Here is a 20,162-nt window from a genome sequence, read left to right as displayed (position 1 = left end):
CCCTTTCCCTTACCGCGGCGGAAACCGGAATCGCCCGGCGATCCGCGCCCGCCACGGCGCCGACAGCGGGCTTTCGACCACGCCATGCCGGTCATAGGCATGGATGAAACTGCCCCGCGCGCCGATTTCCGCCAGTATTCCCATATGCTTGGCAACCGCCCCCGCCCGCATGCGAAAGACCAGCACATCGCCCGGCCGCTCGTCGGGCGCGGGCCGCAGCAGCCGCCCCGCCCCGCCCAGCAGCAGTTCCGTCCCGCCCGCCTCGCCCCAGTCGGGCGTATAGGCCGGCATCACCTCGGGCTCGGCGCCGCACAATTCGCGCCACACCCCGCGCACCAGCCCCAGGCAATCCGTCCCCGCCCCCTTGGCCGAGCCCTGGTGCACATAGGGCGTGCCGATCCAGCCCCGCGCCGCCTGAACGACCGCGCTCATCGGTTCACCTTGGGCGCGATCAGCCAGTCCTCGGGCGGCAGGTGCGGAAAGCCTCGAAAGTTCAGGTAGTTCAGGAACTTCATTCGGCAGGTCTCGGCCCGCTTGTCGCAGCCCGCTTCCAGCCGCACCCGGTCGCCTACAGCGGGCCGGATGCCCAGCGCGGTCCACAACTCGACCTCGCGCCGCGCACCCGGCAGGGCGGCATCGGCCTTGACCAGGCCCGACAGCCCCTCGGCCGCGCCGGCCAGCACCACCAGCCGGCCATGCTCGAACCAGCCGGCGTCATGGCCGGCGACGCCCGACAGGACCAGCCGGCCCTCGTCCTCGGCCTCGACCACGCCCTCGGCGGCATAGCCGGGGCGGCCCAGGTCGAACCGGCACTGCCCATCCCCCAGCATGGCCGAGCAGCGCGGGTGATAGACCCGCCCCTGCGCCCGGCCCAATGGCTCGGACAGGCCGCGCAACTCGGCGCGGAAGGCCGCGCCGCTGCGCACCACCTCGCCCAGATGGCCGCGGAAAAGCAGCCGCCGGTTCGCGGAATCGGTCCAGTCCACCTCCCACAGCCGCACTTCGGCGCCGTCCCAGCGCCCGGCCATCAGGTCGCGCTCGGTGATGGCGCCGTCCGACAGCGCCCCCACCGCCTCGCTATTGTCCACCGACAGGCCCAATCCCTGCACCAGCGCCCGCGCGCTCAGCCCGCTATCGGGGCGAAAGGCGATGCCGTCAAAGCCCAAGCCCCGGTCGTGATCGGTAAATCCCAGCACCAGCCCGTCGCGGCGCTCGACCGCCCAGGCCCGCGCGATCGTCTCGCTCATAGCCGCACCTCCACCACCGGCACCTGCGGCAGGTCGCCCGCCTGGAAGGACGCGACCGAGACCGCGATGCAGTCGGTGTCAAAGCGCACCGGCACGTCGAACTCGAACCCGGCCGTGACCACCCCCCCCCGCTCGGGCGGCGCGACGAAACGGACCACCCCCGTCGCCCAATCGACCGCGAAATCCACCCCGGCGCGCAGCTCCACCTGGCCCACCCCGGCCAGCACCGTACCCTGGACCGGCTTGGCCACCGGCCGCCAATAGCGTACCGGACCCGAGGCATAGCCCTTGCGCAGCGCAAATTCGCGCCGCACCCCGTCGCCCATGCCGATCTCCTGGTCCTGGAAGCTCACCGTCCCGCTTGGCGCGCAGGACTTGCAATCCGCCCAATCCTTCCAGCGAAACCCGTGCATCTGCCCGGCCCGCGCCTCGAAGAACGCGATCAGCGCCGCCACGTCGTCCAGCGAACGCAGGCCCAGCCCGGCGTCATAGCGCCGCCGCGAATGCGCCCAGGGCGTGCGGCGTTCTTCGTGGCCGTTGGTCAGCGCGACGATTTCCGTCCGCCGCTCTGGCCCGCCGACCGAGCCAAAGGACAGGTTCGCCGGGAACCTGATCTCGTGAAATGCCATCTCAGCCGTTCCTTTCCCCGCGCGCCAGCAGCCGGCCCATCTGCGCGGCGATCTGGCTCTGGCTGCGCTGGAATCCCGCCACGTCGGGGGTCGAGACGTTGAATGTCACATTGACCGGCCGCCCGCCGCCGCCCGCCGCCGCGACCCCCAGCCGCCCGTCCGCACCGCGGCGCAGCGGCATGATCGCCTCGGCCCCGGCCTCGCCCATCAGCCCGGTCGCGCCGCGCATCGGGAAATATGTGGGCTGGCTGACCACGCCGCCCTTGGCAAAGGGCATCACCCGCCCCTGCGAAAACGCCGCCCCCTGGGAAAAGGGCAGCACGGCCGAAACCATGCCGTTCACCCCCTGCGCGATGGCCCCGGCCAGCGCCTGCTCGACCGGCTTCATCGCCACGGCGAAGGCGCTGTCGGCCATGCTGCGGGCAATGCCCTTCAGCGCGTCCGACAGCTTCATGCCGTCCAGGACCAGCCCGGAAAACGCCCGGCGCAGCCCGCTGCCGATGCCCGCTGTCAGCGTGCCGACCTCGCGGTTGGTATAGACCATCGACTGCCGCAGCCGCCCCAGTTCGGCGTCGAACTCTGCCGCCAGCCGGCTGCTTTGCTCCAGGCCGCAGCCCAGCGCCGGCCCGTCCTCGTCCAGCCGGTCCAATCCGTCCTTCTCTGCCATGACGGCGCCTCCTTTCATGCTAACCTGCGGGCCGGTCGGGATAGCGCGCGACCAGTTCCGCCAGCCGGTCGCGCGTCATCGCGCCCCGGCGCCCCGGCTCGACGCCCAGCATCAGGGCCAGTTCGGCCGGGGTCAGCGCCCAGAACTGGGCGGGCCGCAGCCCCAGCCCGCCCAGCCGCGCCGGGCCCAGGCCCATGCGCATCAGCCCCGGCCAGTCCAGCCCGCCGCTCATGTCCCCTCGATGCGAAAGGCCCGCGCCAAAAGCGCCGCCGCCGCATGGGCGGCCGCCACCGGCCCGCCGCGCAGATCGGCCGCGGCCAAGGCGTCCATGCCGCCCGGCCAGCCGCCCGCCCGCAGGCCCGCGACCAACACCGCCATCACGTCGCGGCTGGAAAACCGCCCGCCCTCGAAGCGTTCGACCAGCGCGATCATGCTTTCCGCGCCCAGGTCCGCCTCCAGCCCCGCCAGGGCGCCCAGGGTCAGCCGGGCGACATGGCGCCGCCCGTCCAGCCAGATCTCGACCTCGCCCGCCAGCGGGTTGACGGCTTCAGAAGGCGACGAAGCTGATCGCGCCTGCGCTTGCCATGGAAATCTCATATGTCGCCTCGCCATTGTAACTGCCCGCATATTCCAGCGCCGTGATCTGGAACGGCCCCTCGACCGTGCCGAAATCCGGGATCACCACCTGGAAGCGCGGCACCTCGCCGTCAAAGAACACCTGCCGCGCGCGTTCGTCCGTGGTCCCGTCCCGGAACACCCCCGACCCCGAGATGCTGGCCGAGCGCACCCCAGCGCCCGCCAGCAATTCGCGCCAGCGCCCTTGGCTTTCCAGGCTGGTCACGTCCACCGTCTCGGCATTGAAGCCCAGCCGGGTCGCCCGCAGCCCCGCCACGGTCTCGAAATGGCCGTCGCCGGTCATGTCCATCTTGATCAGCAGGTCGCGTCCGTTCTGCACCGCCATCGCCGTTTCTCCTCAACCCAGGTCGATGCGCGCGCGAAAGGTCAGATCGACCCGCCGCCCCGCGCCGTTTTCCACCCGCCGGGCGCGGGCGCGCAGGAACCACAGCCCCGCCAGATGCCCGCGCTCCAGCACCATTTCGCCGCCCTCCAGCGCCTCGCTGACCGCGACCGCCGCCGCCTTGACGGCGCCAAAGCCGCCCGCCGCCTCGGCCCCCGACAGGACCGAGACCACGAAATCATGCACCGCGCCGCCGCCCGTCATGTCGCCGGCGTCGCGCACCTCTTCGGGGCCCAGCGAGACATGCACCCCCGCCGGCGCCGCCACCGGCATGGCGTCATAGATCGCGTCGCCCACCAGGTCGCGCAGCGCCCCGTCCTCGCGCAGCACGCGATAGACCTCTGATTGCAGCGCGGCCGTTCCAAGGTAGCTCATGCCCCCGTCTCCTCTTTGGCGATGCAGACCAGCCAGCGGCCGCCGGCATCGCTTTCGGCCACCGCCTCGATGCGAAAGCGCCGGGCGGCCGCGCCCTCGCCCAGGCGCAGCCGCTGCTCGGGGCGCGGGCGGCGGGCATCGCCGGCAGGCGCCGCCCTGACGATGATCCGCCAGGTCACGACGCTCTGCGCCCCCAGTTCGGCGCCGCGCTCCGCCCCGGCGCCCGACCGCATCTCGGCCCAGATGCGCCCGACCTCCTGCCAGGTCAGGCGGAACCCGCCCATCCCGTCGGGCACCCGGTCCGGGGTTTCCACGACCAGCGGCACGCTCGGCCGCGGCCGCCTCATGCCCGGCCGCGCGGGTTGCCGCGCCCCCCCAGCACCCGGACCGACCGCCAGCGTTCGATCAGCGCGCCGACGCCAAAGGGCAGCGCCCCGGCCGAGCCTTCGAAGCTGCGATCCTCGTGATAGCGCGCGGCCAGCAGCAGCACCGCCTGCGCCAGGTCGGCCGGCACCTGCGCCCATTCCGCCCCGAACCCGGCGCGAAAGTTGATCTCGGCGAACCCGCCCTGGGGCACCGCCGGCAGCACCGTCCCCACCGGGGCCAGCACCGGCCGCTGCATGTCCGCCACCAGCCGCCAGGCCGCCGGATCGACCACCGCGACCGCGCCGGCCGCATCGGCGATCTCGACCGTCTCGACCGCCTCGACCGGGGCCAGCGGCAGGGGCTGGCCCTGGGGGTCGCGCCATGCCTCCAGCCGCAGCCGGAACCGCCGGGCCAGCAGCACCTTGCCGGTGCGCGCCTCGACGGTGGCGATGGCCGCGCGCAGGAAACCCGCCAGCGCCGCGGTCTCGGCCCCGTCCCCGGCGCCATCGCCCGGCATGCCGAACCCGGTTCCCAGCCGCAGATGGTCGCGCAACACCGCGACGGGCAGCGCCGCGGCTGCGGGCGCCGTCACTTCCACAAGCATCATCCTCGTCTCTCCCATTCGCAGGGCTTCGGGCTAAGGGGGCCGCGCCGCTGCACCCTCGCGCGCGCGGACAGTTGCACTTGCCAGCAGGGCGCAGATCCCCGGCGCGGCCCCCGCTTCGGCCCCGGATCAGCCGAAGACCATCAGCTTGACGGCCCGCGCATCGGTGACGCCGCCGCCCACCCGCTTGGTGGCATAGAACAGCACATGCGGCTTGGCCGAGAAGGGATCGCGCAGCACCCGCAGGTCCGGCCGCTCGACGATGGTATAGGCCGAGCGGAAGTCGCCGAACCCGATGGAATGCGAGCCCTGGGCGATGTCGGGCATGTCCTCGCAGACCAGCACCGGATAGCCCAGAAGCTGCGCCGGCTGCCCCATGGCCAGGCTGTCCGCCCACAGGAAGCGGCCGTCCGCATCGCGCATCTTGCGCACCGCGGCGGCGGTCTTGGAGTTCATCACGAAGCTGGCGTTGGCGCGGTATTGCGCGCCCAGCGCATAGACCAGGTCGATCAGCGCATTCGCCGGGTTGGTGGCGGCGAAATCGCCGGTCCCGCCCGAAGGGATGGTGCCGATCTGCACATTGGTCGCGCTGCCGTTCGGCGCCTTGGCATGGGTCAGGATGCCGCGCGGCTTGTTCACCCCGTCGCCGCTGATGAAAGCCGTGGCCTCGGCGCGGGCGAATTTCTCGGCGATGCGCCCGGCCAGCCAGGTCTCGACATCGAAGGCCGCGTCGTCCAGCAGCCGCTGGCTGGCCTTGGGCATGGCCGAAAGCTCATGCACCGGGATCACCACCCGCTGCACGCTGGGGGTGCCGGTCTCGGCCTGGGCCGCGGCCTCGGTCGCCCAGCCATGGGCGATGTCGCCCATATCGACCAGCACCTCGTAGCTTGCGGATTCTACCGCCACCACATTGGCGACCCGGCGCAATGATGCGGTGACGTTCAGCGCCTCCTGCACCTGCATGGCCACCGTCGGCGCCACCAGGAAGCCGCCGTCGCTGGTGGTGGTCATCGCCTTGCCCTCCAGCGGCAACCCGCGCAGCGCGCCGTCGTCGCCATGGCGGATATAGGCGTCAAAGGCCTTCTGGTGCGGCGCGCCCTGGTCGGCCTCGGCCGCGAGCGGCGCGCGGGGGCGGGAAATCGTCTTGCGGTCCAGCATGGTCATGCGTGTTTCCTGTGCTTCCAATCGGTTCTGAATCTCGCTGCGGAATGCCTTCAACTCCTGGACAAAGCCCAGCATCTCGGCCCCCAGGTCGCCGGGCACATCCGCCCCGGCCGCGGCTTTCACCTCGGTCATGATCCCCTCCGTTTCGGTGAAACTCACTTGGCGCGCAGCGCCAGCGTCGCGGCCCGAAAGGCCGCCGCCATCTCGTGGCCGGCATCGGACTTGGTGCCGACCTTGGCCTCGGCCAGCATCGGAAAGGTGACCAGCGACACCTCCCACAGCTCGACCTCGGACAGCAGGCGCCGGCCCTTGCCGTCGCGCTCGGCCGCGATGGTGCGATAGCCGATCGACAGCCCGTCGATGGCCCCCGCCGCGACCAGCGCCGCCGCCTCGCGGGCCTGGGCGATCTCGGGCAAAAGCCGCCCCCGGACCCAGAGCCCCTTCTCGTCCTCGCGGATCTCCTCCCAGACGCCGATGGGCCGGGCGGGATCGTGCTGCCACAGCATCCGCACCCGATCGCCCCGCGCCGCCAGCCGCTTCAGGCTGGCGGCATAGGCGCCCCGGACCACGACATCGCCGCCCTGGTCGGCCAGGCCGAACAGGCTGGCATAGCCCTCGATCCCTGTGCCCTCGGCCACCAGCGATCCGCCGGCGGCATATTTCAACTCCAGCCGGTAATCTTTCGAACTCACCTCACCCTCCTTTCGGCGCATATTCCAGGATCGACTGCACCGCCTGGGTCAGGATGACCGCGACGACGCCATAGACGGTCATCCACAACCGCCGCTCCAGCCCCTCGATCAGCGCCTCGATGCGCTCCAGCCGGCGCTCCACCTGGGAAAATTGCAGCGCCATGATCCGCTCCTGCGTCTCAAGGCGCTGGTCGTGCCAGTCGAAGGGCTCCTTGACGAAACGCGAGCCCTCCATCTACCCCTCCGCATCGGCCAAAGGCGGCAGCCCCAGCGCCGCCCGCTTCTCGGCCGGGGTCAGGAAGCCGGCCTCGCCGACGCGCTTCCAATGCTGGTCGCGCTCCTCGGCCAAAGCCGGCACCTGGTCGGGATCGGCGCGCAGGTCGATCTCGGTCCCCAGATGCTCGGACAGCCACCAGCCCAGGGCGCCGGCCACGCGCGACACCAGCGGCAGCACCGTCAGCCGGTAAAAGGCCCGATGCGCCTCGGCGTAATTGGCATAGGTCGCCTCGCCCGGAATGCCGATCAGCATCGGCGGCACGCCAAAGGCCTGGGCGATCTCGCGCGCGGCGGCCAGCTTGGTCTGGTGGAACTCCATGTCGCTGGGCGAAAACCCCATCGGCTTCCAGTCCAGCCCGCCCTCCAGCAGCATCGGCCGCCCGGCATTGCGCGCGCCCTGGTGATGCATCTCCATTTCCGTCACCAGCCGCTCGTATTGGTCGGGCGACAGGCTGCCCTGCCCGTCCGCGCCCTTGTAGACGATGGCGCCGCTGGGCCGCGCCGCATTGTCCAAAAGCGCCTTGGACCAGCTCGACGCGCTGTTATGCACATCCACCGCCACCGCCGCCGCCTGCATCGGCGACAGCCCGTGATGGTCGTCCAGAGGATGAAAGCTGCGGATATGGCAGATCGGATCGGGACTGCCGGCCATGTCGAAGCGCACCTTGCGCCCGCCGACGCCATATTCATAGGCGACCGGCCAGCCATCGGCCCCCGGCACCACCGCTATCCGGTCCGAACGCAGCACATGCAACTCGGCCGGCAGGCCCGCCGGCCCGCCGCCCACCGCCTCAAGATAGCCGTCGCCGCTCAGCAGGATCTGGCCGTAAAGCGCCTCGAACAGCTCGGCCCGGCCCTGGCCGGGATTGGGCCGGCGCATCAGGTCCAGCACCGGATGCACCTCATAGCGGCGCTCGCGGTCCTGGCAGATCAGCGGCACGGCGGCGGCGGCCTCGGCGATCAGCCGCACGGCGCGGAACCCGACCGGATTGCCGACAAAGCCCAGCCGCGTCAGGCTGACCGTGTCGCGCGGCGACCAGACCACCCGGCCCGACCCCGCCGCCAGCGCCACCAGCTTGCCGGCGGCGCTGGCCTTCGTCTCGACCGCGCCGGGCGGCCTTGTGGGCGCAGCCCCCCGCCCGAACCAGGGAAATGCCATGGCTTCCTCCTGAAATGCCAATGAAAAAGCGGCCGCGGCCCGCGACCCCTCCCGGACCCCGAAAGGCCCTTTCTCCGTTTCGAAAATACCCTGGGGGGAAGCGCCTGCGGCCCCCCGTCCAGGGGGGCGGCAGGCGCGGGGGGCAAAGCCCCCTACAGCCCCCTATAACCCCCGGACCGCCGGGCGCAGGTGATGCGCCCCCGGCTCGATCATCAGCTCGTGGATCGCCCAGACCAGCGCATCCAGCCGGTCAGGAGAGCCGCGCCCATCATAGCCCGCGACCGTCATGCGGCACATCTGCTCCTCCAGCGGCCCCAGCCCGCGCAGGTGATGCACCCGCCCCTGCTCGTATAGCGCCGCCACCGGCTCGGCGCGCAGGCCCTTGCCGCGCCCGGCCCGCAGGGCACGGAACGGCACCAGCGGATCGACCTGGCGGATCACGCTCTCGACCAGGTCGCCGCCCTGGTTGACCTCGGCCACCAGCCGCTCGGCCCCGTGGCGCTGCATGGCGGCGATGGCGGCCCGCGCCCAGTCCAAAGGCCCGCCCCGGACCGAGGCATCCTCCAGCACATAGGCCCGCCATTCCGTCACCGGCCCCTCGGCCAGAACGCCCGCGACCACGATGCCGCATTCGTCCGCAGCCGCGCCGCCCGTCACCGCCGGATCGACGGCGACGACGATGCGCGACAGCGCAGGCGCCGCCTCGACGCGGGCGCGCTCCAGCACAGCCGCGCTCCACAGCGCCCCCTCGACATCCTCCAGCAGCAACCCCTCCAGCTCCTGCCGCCCCAGCCGGGTGCCGCCATAGCGCGCCTGCACCTCGGCCAGGAAACTTTCCGCCAGATAGGCGCGGTTCGCATCGGTCGGCGCATGGGTGGTCACGGTCGAGGATTGCCGCAACAGCCGCTTCAGCACCGCCACGTTCCTGGGCGTGGTGGTGACGACCTGCTGCGGATGCGGCCCCAGCCGCAGCGCGAATTGCAGCATGTCCCAGCATTCCTCGGCCTTCTTCCACTTGGCCAGCTCGTCGACCCAGGCCGCGTCGAATTGCGGCCCGCGCAGCGCCTCGGGCTCATGGGCCGAAAACAACTGCGCCGTGGCCCCGTTCGGCCAGACCAGCCGCCGCCGCCCCGCCTCCCAGACCGGCCGCCGGTCGGGCGGGGACGAGGCCAGGATCCCCGAATCCCCGAACACCATCACGTCGCGCGCCTGGTCCAGCGTCTCGCTGACCAGGGCCACGCGCCGCGCCCGTCCCGGCGCCTCGGGCGTCGCGCCCTCGACCTGGGCGCGCACCCATTCGGCCCCGGCGCGGGTCTTGCCCGCGCCGCGCCCGCCCATGATCACCCAGGTCTTCCAGTCGCCCTCGGGCGGCAACTGATGCGGCAGCGCCCAGAACTCGAAAAGCCAGGGCAGCGCCGCCAGCGCATTCTCGCCCAGGCCGGCCAGGAAATCGTCAACCTCCTTCGGCGCGGCGCAGGCAAGCCAGGCGGCGCCCGATCTCGTCTCGTGCCGCGTCAAGGTCAAGCGCGCCGGCACCGACCCCTGCGGCAGCATCCTTGCGAAGCTTGTCAACCTTGCTCCTTTCCTCCAGCACCATCTGGGTCGCGGCCCGCAGGTCGCGCACCAGCCGGGTGGATTCCTTCAATTCACCCGTTTCTCCCGCCTCGATCTTTTCGCGCAGCCGGTTCAGTTCCGCCGCATAGGACCGGAACAGCCCGTCCGCGATCTCCAGCACGTTCACCTCCGGCGCCGTGACGACGCCGGGCGTGAAAGGCCCTTCCGGCGCCCCAGGCCCCGGATCGAAACTCTTGGTCATATTTGATCGCCCTGCCCTCGTGTGCCTGTCCGCACGAGCGAGACATGAAAAAAGCGGCCTTTGGGGTCGCCCCCCGGCCGCTTGCCCATCTCTCCCAGCATGGGTAATTTCTACTTCAGGGCGTGCGCCAAGTCAACGCAAAACCAGGGATTGCGCCCGTCCCGCACCGATTTCCCGCGCAAGAACAACCGCTTACCCCACGCAACGCCCCGCCGCACGCCCGGCGCAACACCCGCCGCCGGGGCGCAGGCGCGCCTTTCACCGTTTCCCAAATACTCAAAAAAACCGACCAACCCTCGAAAACGCCGCCCCTCAGTCGCCCTGCACCGGCGACAGCGGCTCGCCGCGCTGGCGCTCGATCTCGCGCCAGCGGGCGACATTGCGGTTATGCTCCTCCAGCGTGCGGCCGAATGCATGCCCGCCCGAGCCGTCGGCGACGAAGAACACGAAATCCGTATCCTCGGGGTCCAGCGCCGCGGCGATGGCGGCGCGGCCGGGATTGGCGATGGGCGTCGGCGGCAGCCCGTCGATCTGATAGGTGTTATAGGCCGTGCGCCGCCGCAATTCGGACCCGCGGATGCCGCGGTCCAGGACCCCGCGCCCCTCGGTGATGCCATAGATCACCGTCGGGTCGGTCTCCAGCCGCATGCCCTGGCGCAGCCGGTTGACAAAGACGCTGGCCACCACCCGGCGCTCTTCCGGCTGGCCGGTCTCCTTTTCGATGATCGAGGCCATGATCAGCGCCTCCTCGGCCGAGGCATAGGGCAGGTCGGGCTCGCGCGCCTCCCAGGCGGCGGCCAGGATCGCCGCCTGCCGCCGCTCCATCTCGGCCAGGATCTCGGCGCGGTCGGCGCCCTTTTCGACATCATAGGTATCGGGGGCCAGGCTGCCTTCCTCGGGCAGGTCCGCGACCTCGCCCTCCAGGAAGCCCGCCTGTTTCAGCCCCTCGGCCACCTGCCAGCTCGTCACCCCCTCGGCGACCGAAATGCGCAGCCGCGCATCGGGCCTGGCCTGCGCCGCGACGATGGCCTCGGGCGCGGGCTCGCCGGCGGGATTGTATTTCGCCTGTTCGGCAAACTCTCCGGTTTCGGCATCCATGTCGCGCAGGATCACCGAATTTTCCCGCACGCCGATGCGGAACACCACCTCGGTGCCGCAGGTGCTGGGGCCGCCGGCGGTGATGGCGCGGACGATGTCCTCCATGCTGGCCCCCGGCGGCATCAGGTATGAGCCGTATTTCAGCGCGCGCGATTTCCCGGCGTAATCCGCGCCCGCCCGGAACACATAGGCGTTCGAGACGACGCCCTGCTCGGCCAGTTGCTGGCTGACCGCATTCAGGCTGGCGCCGGGGGCGACGCGGACACAGGCGGCCACGGCATGCGGGCCGGGGCTGGTATATTGGTGCTTGGCCCAGGCCACCGCCGCCGCGACCGCGATCAGGATCACGATCAGCAGCGTCAGGAAATTCGACGCGATGTGGCGCCAGATCATTCCTTGACCCGTCCCAGCACCAGGCTGGCATTGGTCCCGCCAAAGCCGAAGCTGTTGGACAGCGTGTAATCCACCTTGCGCCGCACCGCGGCATTGGCGGCCAGGTCGATGGGCGTCTCGCGCGCGGGATTGTCCAGGTTGATGGTCGGCGGACAGACCTGGTCGCGGATCGCCAGGATGCAGAAGATCGCCTCGACCGCGCCCGCGGCGCCCAGCAGGTGCCCGATGCTCGACTTGGTCGAGGACATGACCACATTGCCCGCCACATTGCCCAGCATCCGCTCGACCGCGCCCAGTTCGATCACGTCCGCCATGGTCGAGGTGCCATGCGCGTTGATATAGTCCAGATCGCCCGGCGACAGGTTGGCGCGCTTCAAGGCGCTGGCCATGCTGCGGAATCCGCCATCGCCATCCTCGCTGGGGGCGGTGATGTGATAGGCGTCGCCCGACATGCCATAGCCCAGGACCTCGGCATAGATGCGCGCGCCGCGCGCCTTGGCGTGTTCGTATTCCTCCAGCACGACGACGCCCGCGCCCTCGCCCATGACGAAGCCGTCGCGATCCTCGTCCCAGGGGCGGCTGGCGGCCTTGGGGTCGTCCTGGCGCTTGGTCGACAGCGCCTTGCAGGCGTTGAAGCCGGCGATGCCGATCTCGCAGATCGGGCTTTCCGCGCCGCCCGCGACCATCACATCCGCATCGCCAAAGCCGATCAGCCGCGCCGCGTCGCCGATGGCATGGGCGCCGGTGGAACAGGCCGTCACCACCGCATGGTTCGGCCCCTTGAAGCCGAAGCGGATCGAGACCTGCCCCGAAACCAGGTTGATCAGCGCCCCCGGAATGAAGAAGGGGCTGACCCGCTTGGCCCCGCGTTCCTTGATCAGCACCGCCGTATCGGCGATCGACGACAGCCCGCCGATGCCCGAGCCGATCATGACCCCGGTGCGCTCGCGCTCCTCGTCATTGGCCGGCACCCAGCCGGAATCCCTTACCGCCTGTTCCGCGGCGGCCATGCCGTAAAGGATGAAATCATCGACCTTGCGCCGGTCCTTGGGCTCCATCCACGCGTCGGGGTTGAACGTGCCGTCCGTCCCATCGCCAAAGGGGATCTCGCAGGCATATTTCGTCGCGACACCGGCCGGATCGAACCGGGTGATCGGTCCGGCGCCGGATTCCCCGGCCAGAAGCCTCGACCAGGTCTCCTCGACCCCCGAGGCCAGCGGCGTGACCATCCCCAATCCGGTGACGACAACTCTGCGCATGCGCGGGCTCCCTTAAGCAACGCTCGATCCGGGCGGTTCTACACGCCCCCCGCCGGTCGCGCAACGCAAAGCGCCCGCGGCCCGGATCGCCCGGCCTCAGCCCATCCGCTCGATGGCCAGCGCCGTCGCCTCGCCGCCGCCGATGCACAGGGACGCGATGCCGCGCTGTCCCCCATGCGTCTCCAGCGCCGCCAGCAGCGTGACCAGCACCCGCGCCCCCGACGCGCCGATGGGATGGCCCAGCGCGCAGGCGCCGCCATGGATATTCACCGCCTCATGCGCCAGGCCAAGATCGCGCATCGCCGCCATGGCGACCACGGCGAAAGCCTCGTTGATTTCAAACAGGTCGTAATCCGAAAGCCGCGTCCCCGTCCGCTCCAGCAAGCGCCGGACCGCGCCGATGGGCGCGGTCGGAAACAGGCCCGGCTTGTCGGCGTAACTCGCATGGCCCAGGATGCGCGCCCGCGGGGTCAGCCCGCGCCGCTCGGCCTCGGATGCCCGCATCAGGACCAGCGCCGCCGCCCCGTCCGAGATCGACGAGGAATTGGCCGCCGTCACCGTGCCCCCCGGCCGAAAGGCCGGCCTCAAGGTCGCGATCTTGTCCAGCCGCGCCTTGCCCGGCTGCTCGTCGGTGTCCACGACCGTCTCGCCGCCGCGTCCCCCGACCGTCACCGGCGCGATCTCGGCCGCGAAATGCCCGGCGGCAATCGCCCCTTGCGCGCGGGTCAACGAGGCAATCGCGAACTCGTCCTGCGCCTCGCGCGTGAACTGATAAGCTTCCGCGCAATCCTCGGCGAAGGTGCCCATCAGCCGGCCCTTGTCATAGGCATCCTCCAGCCCGTCCAGGAACATGTGGTCCATCACCTGCCCATGGCCCATGCGATAGCCGCCGCGCGCTTTCGGCAGCAGATAGGGCGCGTTCGACATGCTCTCCATGCCGCCCGCCACCACCACATCGGCGGAACCGGCGACGATCAGGTCATGGCCCAGCATCGCCGCCTTCATCCCCGATCCGCACATCTTGTTGACGGTCGTGGCCCCCGCGCCCAAAGGCAGGCCCGCCCCCAAGCCCGCCTGCCGCGCCGGGGCCTGGCCCTGGCCGGCGGGCAGCACGCAGCCCATGATGATTTCGTCCACCGCCTGCGGGTCCAGGCCCCCCAGCGCGGCGCGGATCGCGGTCGCGCCCAGCACGGCGGCCTCGACGCCGGCCAGATCGCCCTGGAAGCCGCCCATCGGCGTGCGGGCCGCGCCCGTGATGACAATCGGATCGCTATCCATGAAGAACCCCCCTTATTTCGGCGCCATGCGCAGCGCGCCGTCCAGCCGGATGACCTCGCCGTTCAGCATCTGGTTTTCGACGATATGGCGCACCAGCGCCGCATATTCCGCCGGATTGCCCAGCCGCGGCGGAAACGGCACGGTGGCGCCCAGGCTATCCTGCACCTCTTGCGGCAGCCCGGCCATCATCGGCGTGGCAAAGATGCCCGGCGCGATGGTCATCACCCTGATCCCGTGCCGCGCCAGTTCCCGCGCCGCCGGCAGGGTCAGCGCCGCCACCCCGCCCTTGGACGCCGCATAGGCCGCCTGCCCGATCTGCCCGTCATAGGCCGCGACCGAGGCGGTGTTCACGATCACCCCCCGCTCGCCGCCCTCGCCCGGCGCATTCCTGGCCATGGCATCGGCGGCCAGCCGCAGCATGTTGAAGGTGCCGACCAGGTTGATCTGGACGGCGCGGGCGAAACTTTCCAGCCCATGCGGCCCCTCGCGCCCGACGATCTTTTCGCCCGGCGCCACGCCGGCGCAGTTCACCAGCACGTCGATGCGTCCGAATGCCGCCAGCGCAGCGGCCACCGCCGCCTCGCCCTGCGCGCCGCTGGTCACGTCGCAGCCATGGAACCGCGCCGCCTTGCCCAGTTCCGCCGCCATGCCCGCGCCGGCCTCGGCATTGACGTCCAGCAGCATGGCCCGCGCGCCCGCGCCGACCGCCATGCGCGCCACCGCCGCGCCCAGGCCCGAGCCCGCGCCTGTGATCACAAAAACCCTGTCCACCATCTGCATGTCGCGTCCCCGCCTGCGCATCCCTTACCCGCCCCGCCCTGGGGCCGGGCCATGCCGGATCATCCGCGGATGGCCCCGGACGGACAAGCATTTCTTCGCGCCCGCAACGCTATCCCGCCGCCATCCACAGCCGAAAGCGCCGGCCGCCGGTGATTTCCCGCGCCAGCCCCAGCCCCTTCATCCGCGCCAGCATCCGCTCGGCCGTGTCGCGGCTGATGCCGGCGCTTTCCTCCAGCATCGCGGCGCTCAGCAGCGGATGGGCGGCCAGCGCCCGCACCACCCGGCCGGGGTTGTCGCCCTTGATCCCGGCCATGGCGGCCAGCGCGCGGGCCTGCCAGTCCAGGACCCGCGCCAGTTCGTGCCGCGCGTCCTGGGCCGCGGCGGCGACTGCGGCAAGATGCCGCGCCAGCCGCTCGGCCGGGGTGCCGGCATCGACCCAGACCGCGCGGCCATGCCGGCCCAGCGGCACAAAGCCCAGCCCGTCGCAGCCCTCGGCCATGGCGCGCGCGGTCCAGACGGCGGGTTCGGCCAGAACCTCGGGGGCGGACAGGCCGCAGGACCGCCACAGGACCCGCAGCGCCGCCGCCCGCGCCAGCGGCGCCAGCCCCGCGACCTGGCCGGCCAGGTCATGGAACTCGGCCACGGCGCCGTCGAAATCCCGCCCGGTCGGCCGCGTCGCCAACAGGTCGTCCAGCCCCGAAACCTCGGCCCGGTGCAGGCCCAGAAAGCCGCGCAGATCCTGGGCGTCGCCCTGGCCCTCCAGCCGCCGGATGGCCCAACGCGCCAGGCGCATCGCCTCCAGGTCGGCGCCGGCGCGGGCCTCCATCAGGTCGCGGCCGATCTCCTCGCGGCGCAGGGCGGTGCCTTGCGCCCATAGCATCGCCTCGACCTCGATCAGCGCCAGGCGGCGATTGGCGCCCTGGCGCGCGGCGGGATCCAGCGCCGCGACCGCGCCGTCCAGCCGCCCCAGCGCGAAGGCGGCGCGCGCCAGTTCGACGGCCAGCCGTCCTTGGGCGGAAATCCACGCCCCGGCGTCAAAAACCTGGTGCGCAGCGGGTTTTTCGTGATAAACCATGTCCGAAGCCCGCGGCATCTTTCCTACCCTCCGATCCGTCTTATCCGCAAAATAGCACCGTTTTGCGGATTACTTCCAGGGTTGTCCTGCACCCCCGACGCGCAGGCCGCTTTCCACCCCGAAAAGCCCCGCCCCCGCGGCGCAAACCTTCCCCGCGGGGAAGGTCGCGGGGACGCCCGGACCGCGAAGCCTTCCCCGCGGGGAAGGGTCAGTCCAGGCTCTCCAGCATCGCCCGCACCGCCGCTTCCAGCTTGCGCCGGTCCACCGCCGAAAAGTCCCGCGGCAGGCGGATTTCCAGCCGCCCGTTCGAAGCGGTGCATTTCGCGCTGCCCTGCGGCCGCTGGATCTGAAAGCTGATCCGCGCCTTGCCGGCCGGAACCGTCGGCGCGGCGTTGCGCGGCGCGGCCAGGGTCGCGCCGGCGTCGCCGCCCTGCCCCGCATAGCGGCGCAGCACGTCCAGTTCATCCTGGACCGAGCGCGAATCCCAGTCCTTCAGCTCGGCCCGGATCGCCGCCGCCGCGCCCGGCACCTCGTCCAGCCGTTGCGCCAGCGCCAGACCCAGCGCGCGCGGGATGTCGGGCGCATAAAGCAGCGCGCCGTCCAGCGCCTCGATCAGCCGGATAAAGCTGCGGATATAGCTGCGCTTCTGGTAGCCCGCGGATTTGAACAGGATCGCCACCGCCTTTTCGGGGTCGCTTTCCTCGGTCACCGGGTCCATGGCGTAATGCAGCGCAAGCTGCGCCATCTCGGCGAAAGAGATGTCCTTGCGGACCATGTTTTCATCGACCATGCGGCGATAAAGCCGCTCCAACTCGTCGCCGCGCGCCGCAATGCCGGCCGGAATCCGGCCCCATCTCTCGGCATCGCCGGTCTCTTCCAGCAATTGCCGATAGGCGGAAAGCCGGCGCCAGCCCTGGATCAGCTCATAGCGGCCATCCTCGGCCGGCTCGACCCGGATTGGGTTCGACAGGCCGATATCGCGAATGGATTCAATCAGTTCGGACAATTCGTAATCCGGTCCCGGCGCACGGTCGCGGATCAGCTTGCGGGTGTCGATGGCGTCCAGCGGGATCAGGTCGGTGATCAGCCCGGCGCGCTTCAGCCGCACATGCTCTTGCGCCAGGGCGTCGTTTTCGGCACGGATCTGCGCCTCGACACGGGCGCGGTCGCGGGTGGAATCCGCGGTCTCGGTGATGGCGGTGGCCATCGGGCCGCGGCGATGTTCCCGTTCCTCCTTCCCCGCGGGGAAGGTTTCGGGCGCGGCATCGGCCGGTTCCTCGGGCATTTCGATGTCGAACATGCGGCGCTTGCGGCTCATGCCTCATCCTCCAGCTTTTCCCATGCGGCGACGACGTGGGATTTGAACTCCTCATAGGCCTGGTCGAACGTCGCCCGCGCCCGCCGCCAGGTGCCGCGGGTCATTTCGCGATAGTCGATCTCGTAGATCGAGCTCAGGAACCGGCCCGACTGCTCGACCGCGCGGGTCAGTTCGATCGGGTGCTGCGCCATATGCTGGCCGAAAACCTGCTGAAAGGCGTCATACATCGCCTGGTGCAGCTCGTTCGAAGGCTCGAACCGGGTCATCAGGAAGCGGATATCGGCGAATGCCTTGGGCAGCTTGATCTTCCCCGTGGGGAAGTTTTCAAAGCCATGCGACAGGTCCTCCAGCGCTTCGGAAAGCTGGCCGATGAAACTGGTGGTGGAATCGTATTCCCAGTAGCCGGGGCCCGAAGGGATATAAAGCATGTCGGCGGCAAAGACCGCGTTCATCGACTGATAGCCGATGGCCGGCGGGCAATCGAACAGGATCAGGTCATAGGCATCGTCCGCCAGGCTGTCCAGGAACCGCGACACCGCACCGAAAAAGGTCCATTCCGGGTTCAGGTGCCGATACTGGGCGCTGGCGAATTCGACGAAGGCGGCGTTGGCGCAGCTTGGGATGATGTCGATGGTCGGCCAGGCGGTCGGCTTGATGAAGTCCGCCGGCCGCAGCATGCCCAGGCCCATATCGCGGATCGAGGCCGGCAGCTTGCGCTGGGGCAGGGCGGTGCCGCTTTCCGCGCCGCGGGCAGCGGCGTTCATGCGGTCGGTCTCGCGCTCCAGGTCGCGGGCCATGATGCCCCAGACGGTATGATCCTCGCCCACGTCGGTCAGGCCCATGGAATGGCTCAGCGTGGCTTGCGGGTCGAAATCGACGACCAGAACCCGATAGCCGTCCAGCGCCGCGGCATGGGCGAAGTGCAGCGCCACGGTGGACTTGCCGGCGCCGCCCTTGAAATTGGCGATGGCGGCGCGGAAGGCGCGCTTGCCCTTGGCCCGCCAGGGCATCAGCGTCTTGCGGTTGATGCGGATGCGGCGGCGCAGCTCGTTGATCTCTTCAAGCGAGAACCAGCGCTGGCGGCCGTCCTCTTCGACTTCCCCGAGGGGAAGGTTCGGCTCGGCCGCCAGCTTGCCGCGGAAGGTGGACTGGTTGATGCGGAAGATCAGCTCGGACACCTCCCAACTGGAAAAGCGGCGCAGGGTCTTTTCATTGGCCGGGCTGAAGGTCTGGCGCCGGATCCAGCCCTGCATCTTGAGGGACTGGGCCTGCAACTTGGCGAGGTCTTCGTGCGTATACATAGGATGCCTGTATTTTCTAGGACGCAGATTTTCTTCTGTTTCGCTTTTACGCCGGATTTGCGCTTTTGGCAAAAGGCGTTTTAATGCAACGGTCAGGATATGGAAATTCCGCGCTTTCCCGGCCCCACCAGGCGAATCGGCGGGCGATTCCCGGACGCCGCGGCGCGCAACGCCGATCCCGAAAAGGGGGACAGTGCGCTGGTGTTGCGGGCGGATTGGGGGACAAAACCGCCCGATAAGGGGACGGCATGGATGACCCCCTATACCATTTGATACCCTTTTTCTTTGATGATTTGGACGGGGATTCCGGACCGGCGGGGAATCGCTTGACAGAATCGGATTTCAGGACGCAAATACGACACAGATGGCGAAAAGCGTTTCAAACGGCAGCAGACCGACGCCGTCATCCGGGTTCTGCCTGACCGGCCGGACCCATCGGGCAGATGGAAGGCAGCCGGATATTTCCGGGGGCGGGAGCAGACATGCAGGTGATCCGTGCCGTTGGCCGAGAGGCGGCGGCAAAGAAATACGACTTGCTTTCGGCCATGATGGCGCATGGCCTGGCCGGCGACAAGCACCGGCAGCGGCTGGTCCTGCGGCTGATGGCGCTGATCACCACGCGCTATAACTGGCAGCGCGACGAATTGACCATCGGCCAGCGCGAGATCGCCCGGCTGTGGTGCGTCGACGAACGCACCGTCAAGCGCGAGATGGCCAAGCTGCGCGGCCTGGGCTGGATCGAGGTCAAGCGCCAGGGCGCGCGGGGCAGGGTGTCCGTCCTGGGCCTGAACCTGGAGCGTATCTTGTTGGATACAAAGGAGGAATGGCCGAATGTCGGCCCCGATTTCGTCGAAAGGCTGGGCGGCCGGCCGGCCGAGCCCGCGACCAATGTCGTGCCCCTGCACCGGGCCGAGCCGATGCCGGCCGAAGGGCTGTGGGCCGAGGCGCGCGCCCGGCTGGCGGCCGAGGACCCGGCGCTGTTCGACGCCTGGTTCGCCGGCCTGATCGAGGCGGAACGGGACGAAACCTGCCTGACCCTGTTCGCGCCGACGCGCTTTCACGCGACCTATGTGCAAACCCATCTGCTGGACCGGCTGCGCGTCGCCGTGCAGCGCTGCGACGGGCGCGTGGCCAAGCTGCGCATCCTGGGCCCCTGAGGGCGCGGCGAATCGCCTGGGTTGTAAGCGGGCTGTAAGCTTGCCCCTGTTAGACAGGCTTGCGAAGAACGCTAATGCAGGAGATGAAACCATGCGTCTTGTAACCCTGACCGCCGCCCTGATCGCGCTGGCGATGCCCGCTGCCGCCTATGATTGCCACGTCTCGATGGAGAAATGGCGCCCGGTCGACGAGTTGAAGACCCGGCTGAAAAGCCAGGGCTGGGTGGTCCATAACGTGACGGTCGATGACGGCTGTTATGAAGTTTACGGCAAGGACGAAAGCGGCCGCCGGGTCGAGGTGGTCTTTCATCCGACGACCTTTGCTGAACTGGGCATGGATGACTGAAACGGCCCCGCGGTCCCGCTTTTGCCAGCCGGGGCCGCGGAGTATGATGTTGAAAAGGCGCGAATTTTATGGCCTGTATATCTGATCTAAAATAATAGATAATATATCCAGCTTAACAAGGCGCGCCCCCCGGTTTTATAGATA

The 20,162-nt window shown here is 69.8% G+C and carries 25 protein-coding genes; 2 read left to right on the top strand and 23 right to left on the bottom strand.

Translation table 11 applies throughout. The annotated features are described in order from the left end of the window. Positions 1-9: 9 nt before the first annotated feature. From F3H32_RS03115 to F3H32_RS03005, 23 genes are all read right to left on the bottom strand, one after another. Complete coding sequence (locus F3H32_RS03115) at positions 10-432, bottom strand: NlpC/P60 family protein (RefSeq protein ID WP_149764338.1); 423 nt, start codon at positions 430-432, stop codon at positions 10-12. Then, on the bottom strand, positions 429-1,247 hold the full coding sequence (locus tag F3H32_RS03110) for a DUF2163 domain-containing protein (protein WP_149764335.1): 819 nt from the start codon (positions 1,245-1,247) through the stop codon (positions 429-431). Before F3H32_RS03110 ends, F3H32_RS03115 begins: the two co-directional genes overlap by 4 nt. After that, positions 1,244-1,876, bottom strand: a complete 633-nt coding sequence (locus F3H32_RS03105; RefSeq protein WP_149764333.1) for a DUF2460 domain-containing protein — start codon at positions 1,874-1,876, stop codon at positions 1,244-1,246. Before F3H32_RS03105 ends, F3H32_RS03110 begins: the two co-directional genes overlap by 4 nt. 1 nt (position 1,877) lies before the next feature. Further along, positions 1,878-2,543 (bottom strand): phage tail tape measure protein, encoded by a 666-nt coding sequence (locus F3H32_RS03100; RefSeq protein WP_149764331.1) that lies wholly within the window; start codon positions 2,541-2,543, stop codon positions 1,878-1,880. Between the two features lie 19 nt (positions 2,544-2,562). Continuing rightward, positions 2,563-2,775 carry a phage tail assembly chaperone gene (locus tag F3H32_RS03095; RefSeq protein WP_149764329.1) on the bottom strand — a complete coding sequence of 71 codons (213 nt, stop codon included), beginning with the start codon at positions 2,773-2,775 and terminating at the stop codon, positions 2,563-2,565. Next, positions 2,772-3,140, bottom strand: coding sequence for a gene transfer agent family protein (locus F3H32_RS03090; RefSeq protein ID WP_149764327.1), 369 nt, complete (start codon positions 3,138-3,140; stop codon positions 2,772-2,774). Before F3H32_RS03090 ends, F3H32_RS03095 begins: the two co-directional genes overlap by 4 nt. Continuing rightward, positions 3,091-3,504, bottom strand: a complete 414-nt coding sequence (locus tag F3H32_RS03085) for a phage major tail protein, TP901-1 family (RefSeq protein WP_149764325.1) — start codon at positions 3,502-3,504, stop codon at positions 3,091-3,093. The genes F3H32_RS03090 and F3H32_RS03085 overlap by 50 nt, the downstream gene beginning before the upstream one ends. A 12-nt stretch (positions 3,505-3,516) precedes the next feature. Beyond that, the gene (locus tag F3H32_RS03080) at positions 3,517-3,936 is read right to left on the bottom strand and encodes a DUF3168 domain-containing protein (protein ID WP_149764323.1); all 420 of its coding nucleotides are present in this window, start codon (positions 3,934-3,936) and stop codon (positions 3,517-3,519) included. Then, positions 3,933-4,283: a head-tail adaptor protein gene (locus F3H32_RS03075; protein WP_149764321.1), complete on the bottom strand. Its 351-nt coding sequence runs from the start codon at positions 4,281-4,283 to the stop codon at positions 3,933-3,935. The genes F3H32_RS03080 and F3H32_RS03075 overlap by 4 nt, the downstream gene beginning before the upstream one ends. Continuing rightward, positions 4,280-4,909, bottom strand: coding sequence for a head-tail connector protein (locus F3H32_RS03070; protein WP_149764319.1), 630 nt, complete (start codon positions 4,907-4,909; stop codon positions 4,280-4,282). The genes F3H32_RS03075 and F3H32_RS03070 overlap by 4 nt, the downstream gene beginning before the upstream one ends. A 126-nt stretch (positions 4,910-5,035) precedes the next feature. After that, entirely contained in the window at positions 5,036-6,202 is a 1,167-nt protein-coding gene (locus F3H32_RS03065) for a phage major capsid protein (protein ID WP_115756749.1), read from the bottom strand. Positions 6,203-6,225: 23 nt separating this feature from the next. After that, complete coding sequence (locus F3H32_RS03060; RefSeq protein WP_149764317.1) at positions 6,226-6,783, bottom strand: HK97 family phage prohead protease; 558 nt, start codon at positions 6,781-6,783, stop codon at positions 6,226-6,228. Beyond that, positions 6,764-6,997: a GTA head formation protein, RCAP_rcc01685 family gene (locus F3H32_RS03055; protein ID WP_024843692.1), complete on the bottom strand. Its 234-nt coding sequence runs from the start codon at positions 6,995-6,997 to the stop codon at positions 6,764-6,766. Before F3H32_RS03055 ends, F3H32_RS03060 begins: the two co-directional genes overlap by 20 nt. Further along, on the bottom strand, positions 6,998-8,197 hold the full coding sequence (locus tag F3H32_RS03050) for a phage portal protein (RefSeq protein WP_149764315.1): 1,200 nt from the start codon (positions 8,195-8,197) through the stop codon (positions 6,998-7,000). Between the two features lie 162 nt (positions 8,198-8,359). Next, entirely contained in the window at positions 8,360-9,751 is a 1,392-nt protein-coding gene (locus tag F3H32_RS03045) for a DNA-packaging protein (protein ID WP_188128575.1), read from the bottom strand. Then, positions 9,651-10,013: a permease gene (locus tag F3H32_RS03040; RefSeq protein WP_149764313.1), complete on the bottom strand. Its 363-nt coding sequence runs from the start codon at positions 10,011-10,013 to the stop codon at positions 9,651-9,653. Before F3H32_RS03040 ends, F3H32_RS03045 begins: the two co-directional genes overlap by 101 nt. A gap of 312 nt (positions 10,014-10,325) precedes the next feature. Further along, positions 10,326-11,504 carry an endolytic transglycosylase MltG gene (mltG, locus tag F3H32_RS03035; protein WP_149764311.1) on the bottom strand — a complete coding sequence of 393 codons (1,179 nt, stop codon included), beginning with the start codon at positions 11,502-11,504 and terminating at the stop codon, positions 10,326-10,328. Beyond that, positions 11,501-12,763, bottom strand: a complete 1,263-nt coding sequence (fabF, locus tag F3H32_RS03030; protein ID WP_149764309.1) for a beta-ketoacyl-ACP synthase II — start codon at positions 12,761-12,763, stop codon at positions 11,501-11,503. Before fabF ends, mltG begins: the two co-directional genes overlap by 4 nt. Before the next feature lie 96 nt (positions 12,764-12,859). Beyond that, entirely contained in the window at positions 12,860-14,041 is a 1,182-nt protein-coding gene (locus F3H32_RS03025) for an acetyl-CoA C-acyltransferase (protein WP_149764307.1), read from the bottom strand. 12 nt (positions 14,042-14,053) lie between these two features. Next, positions 14,054-14,821, bottom strand: a complete 768-nt coding sequence (locus F3H32_RS03020; RefSeq protein WP_149764305.1) for an SDR family NAD(P)-dependent oxidoreductase — start codon at positions 14,819-14,821, stop codon at positions 14,054-14,056. 109 nt (positions 14,822-14,930) lie between these two features. Then, entirely contained in the window at positions 14,931-15,896 is a 966-nt protein-coding gene (locus F3H32_RS03015; RefSeq protein WP_223191332.1) for a hypothetical protein, read from the bottom strand. A 208-nt stretch (positions 15,897-16,104) separates the two neighbouring features. Further along, positions 16,105-17,214, bottom strand: a complete 1,110-nt coding sequence (locus F3H32_RS03010; protein ID WP_149764301.1) for a ParB/RepB/Spo0J family partition protein — start codon at positions 17,212-17,214, stop codon at positions 16,105-16,107. Continuing rightward, positions 17,211-18,515 (bottom strand): AAA family ATPase, encoded by a 1,305-nt coding sequence (locus F3H32_RS03005; RefSeq protein ID WP_149764299.1) that lies wholly within the window; start codon positions 18,513-18,515, stop codon positions 17,211-17,213. Before F3H32_RS03005 ends, F3H32_RS03010 begins: the two co-directional genes overlap by 4 nt. Before the next feature lie 482 nt (positions 18,516-18,997). On the opposite strand from F3H32_RS03005, the gene F3H32_RS03000 reads away from it, so the two are divergent. Then, positions 18,998-19,672, top strand: a complete 675-nt coding sequence (locus tag F3H32_RS03000) for a DnaA N-terminal domain-containing protein (protein ID WP_149764297.1) — start codon at positions 18,998-19,000, stop codon at positions 19,670-19,672. Between the two features lie 91 nt (positions 19,673-19,763). After that, positions 19,764-20,018 (top strand): PepSY domain-containing protein, encoded by a 255-nt coding sequence (locus tag F3H32_RS17655; protein ID WP_188128574.1) that lies wholly within the window; start codon positions 19,764-19,766, stop codon positions 20,016-20,018. Positions 20,019-20,162: the final 144 nt, after the last annotated feature.

Origin of the sequence: Paracoccus thiocyanatus (assembly GCF_900156255.1) — a bacterium.
GTDB classification, from domain to species: Bacteria; Pseudomonadota; Alphaproteobacteria; order Rhodobacterales; family Rhodobacteraceae; genus Paracoccus; species Paracoccus thiocyanatus.
Note: the sequence above shows the minus strand (reverse complement) of the source record. Positions and strands in the feature narration are given on the sequence as shown.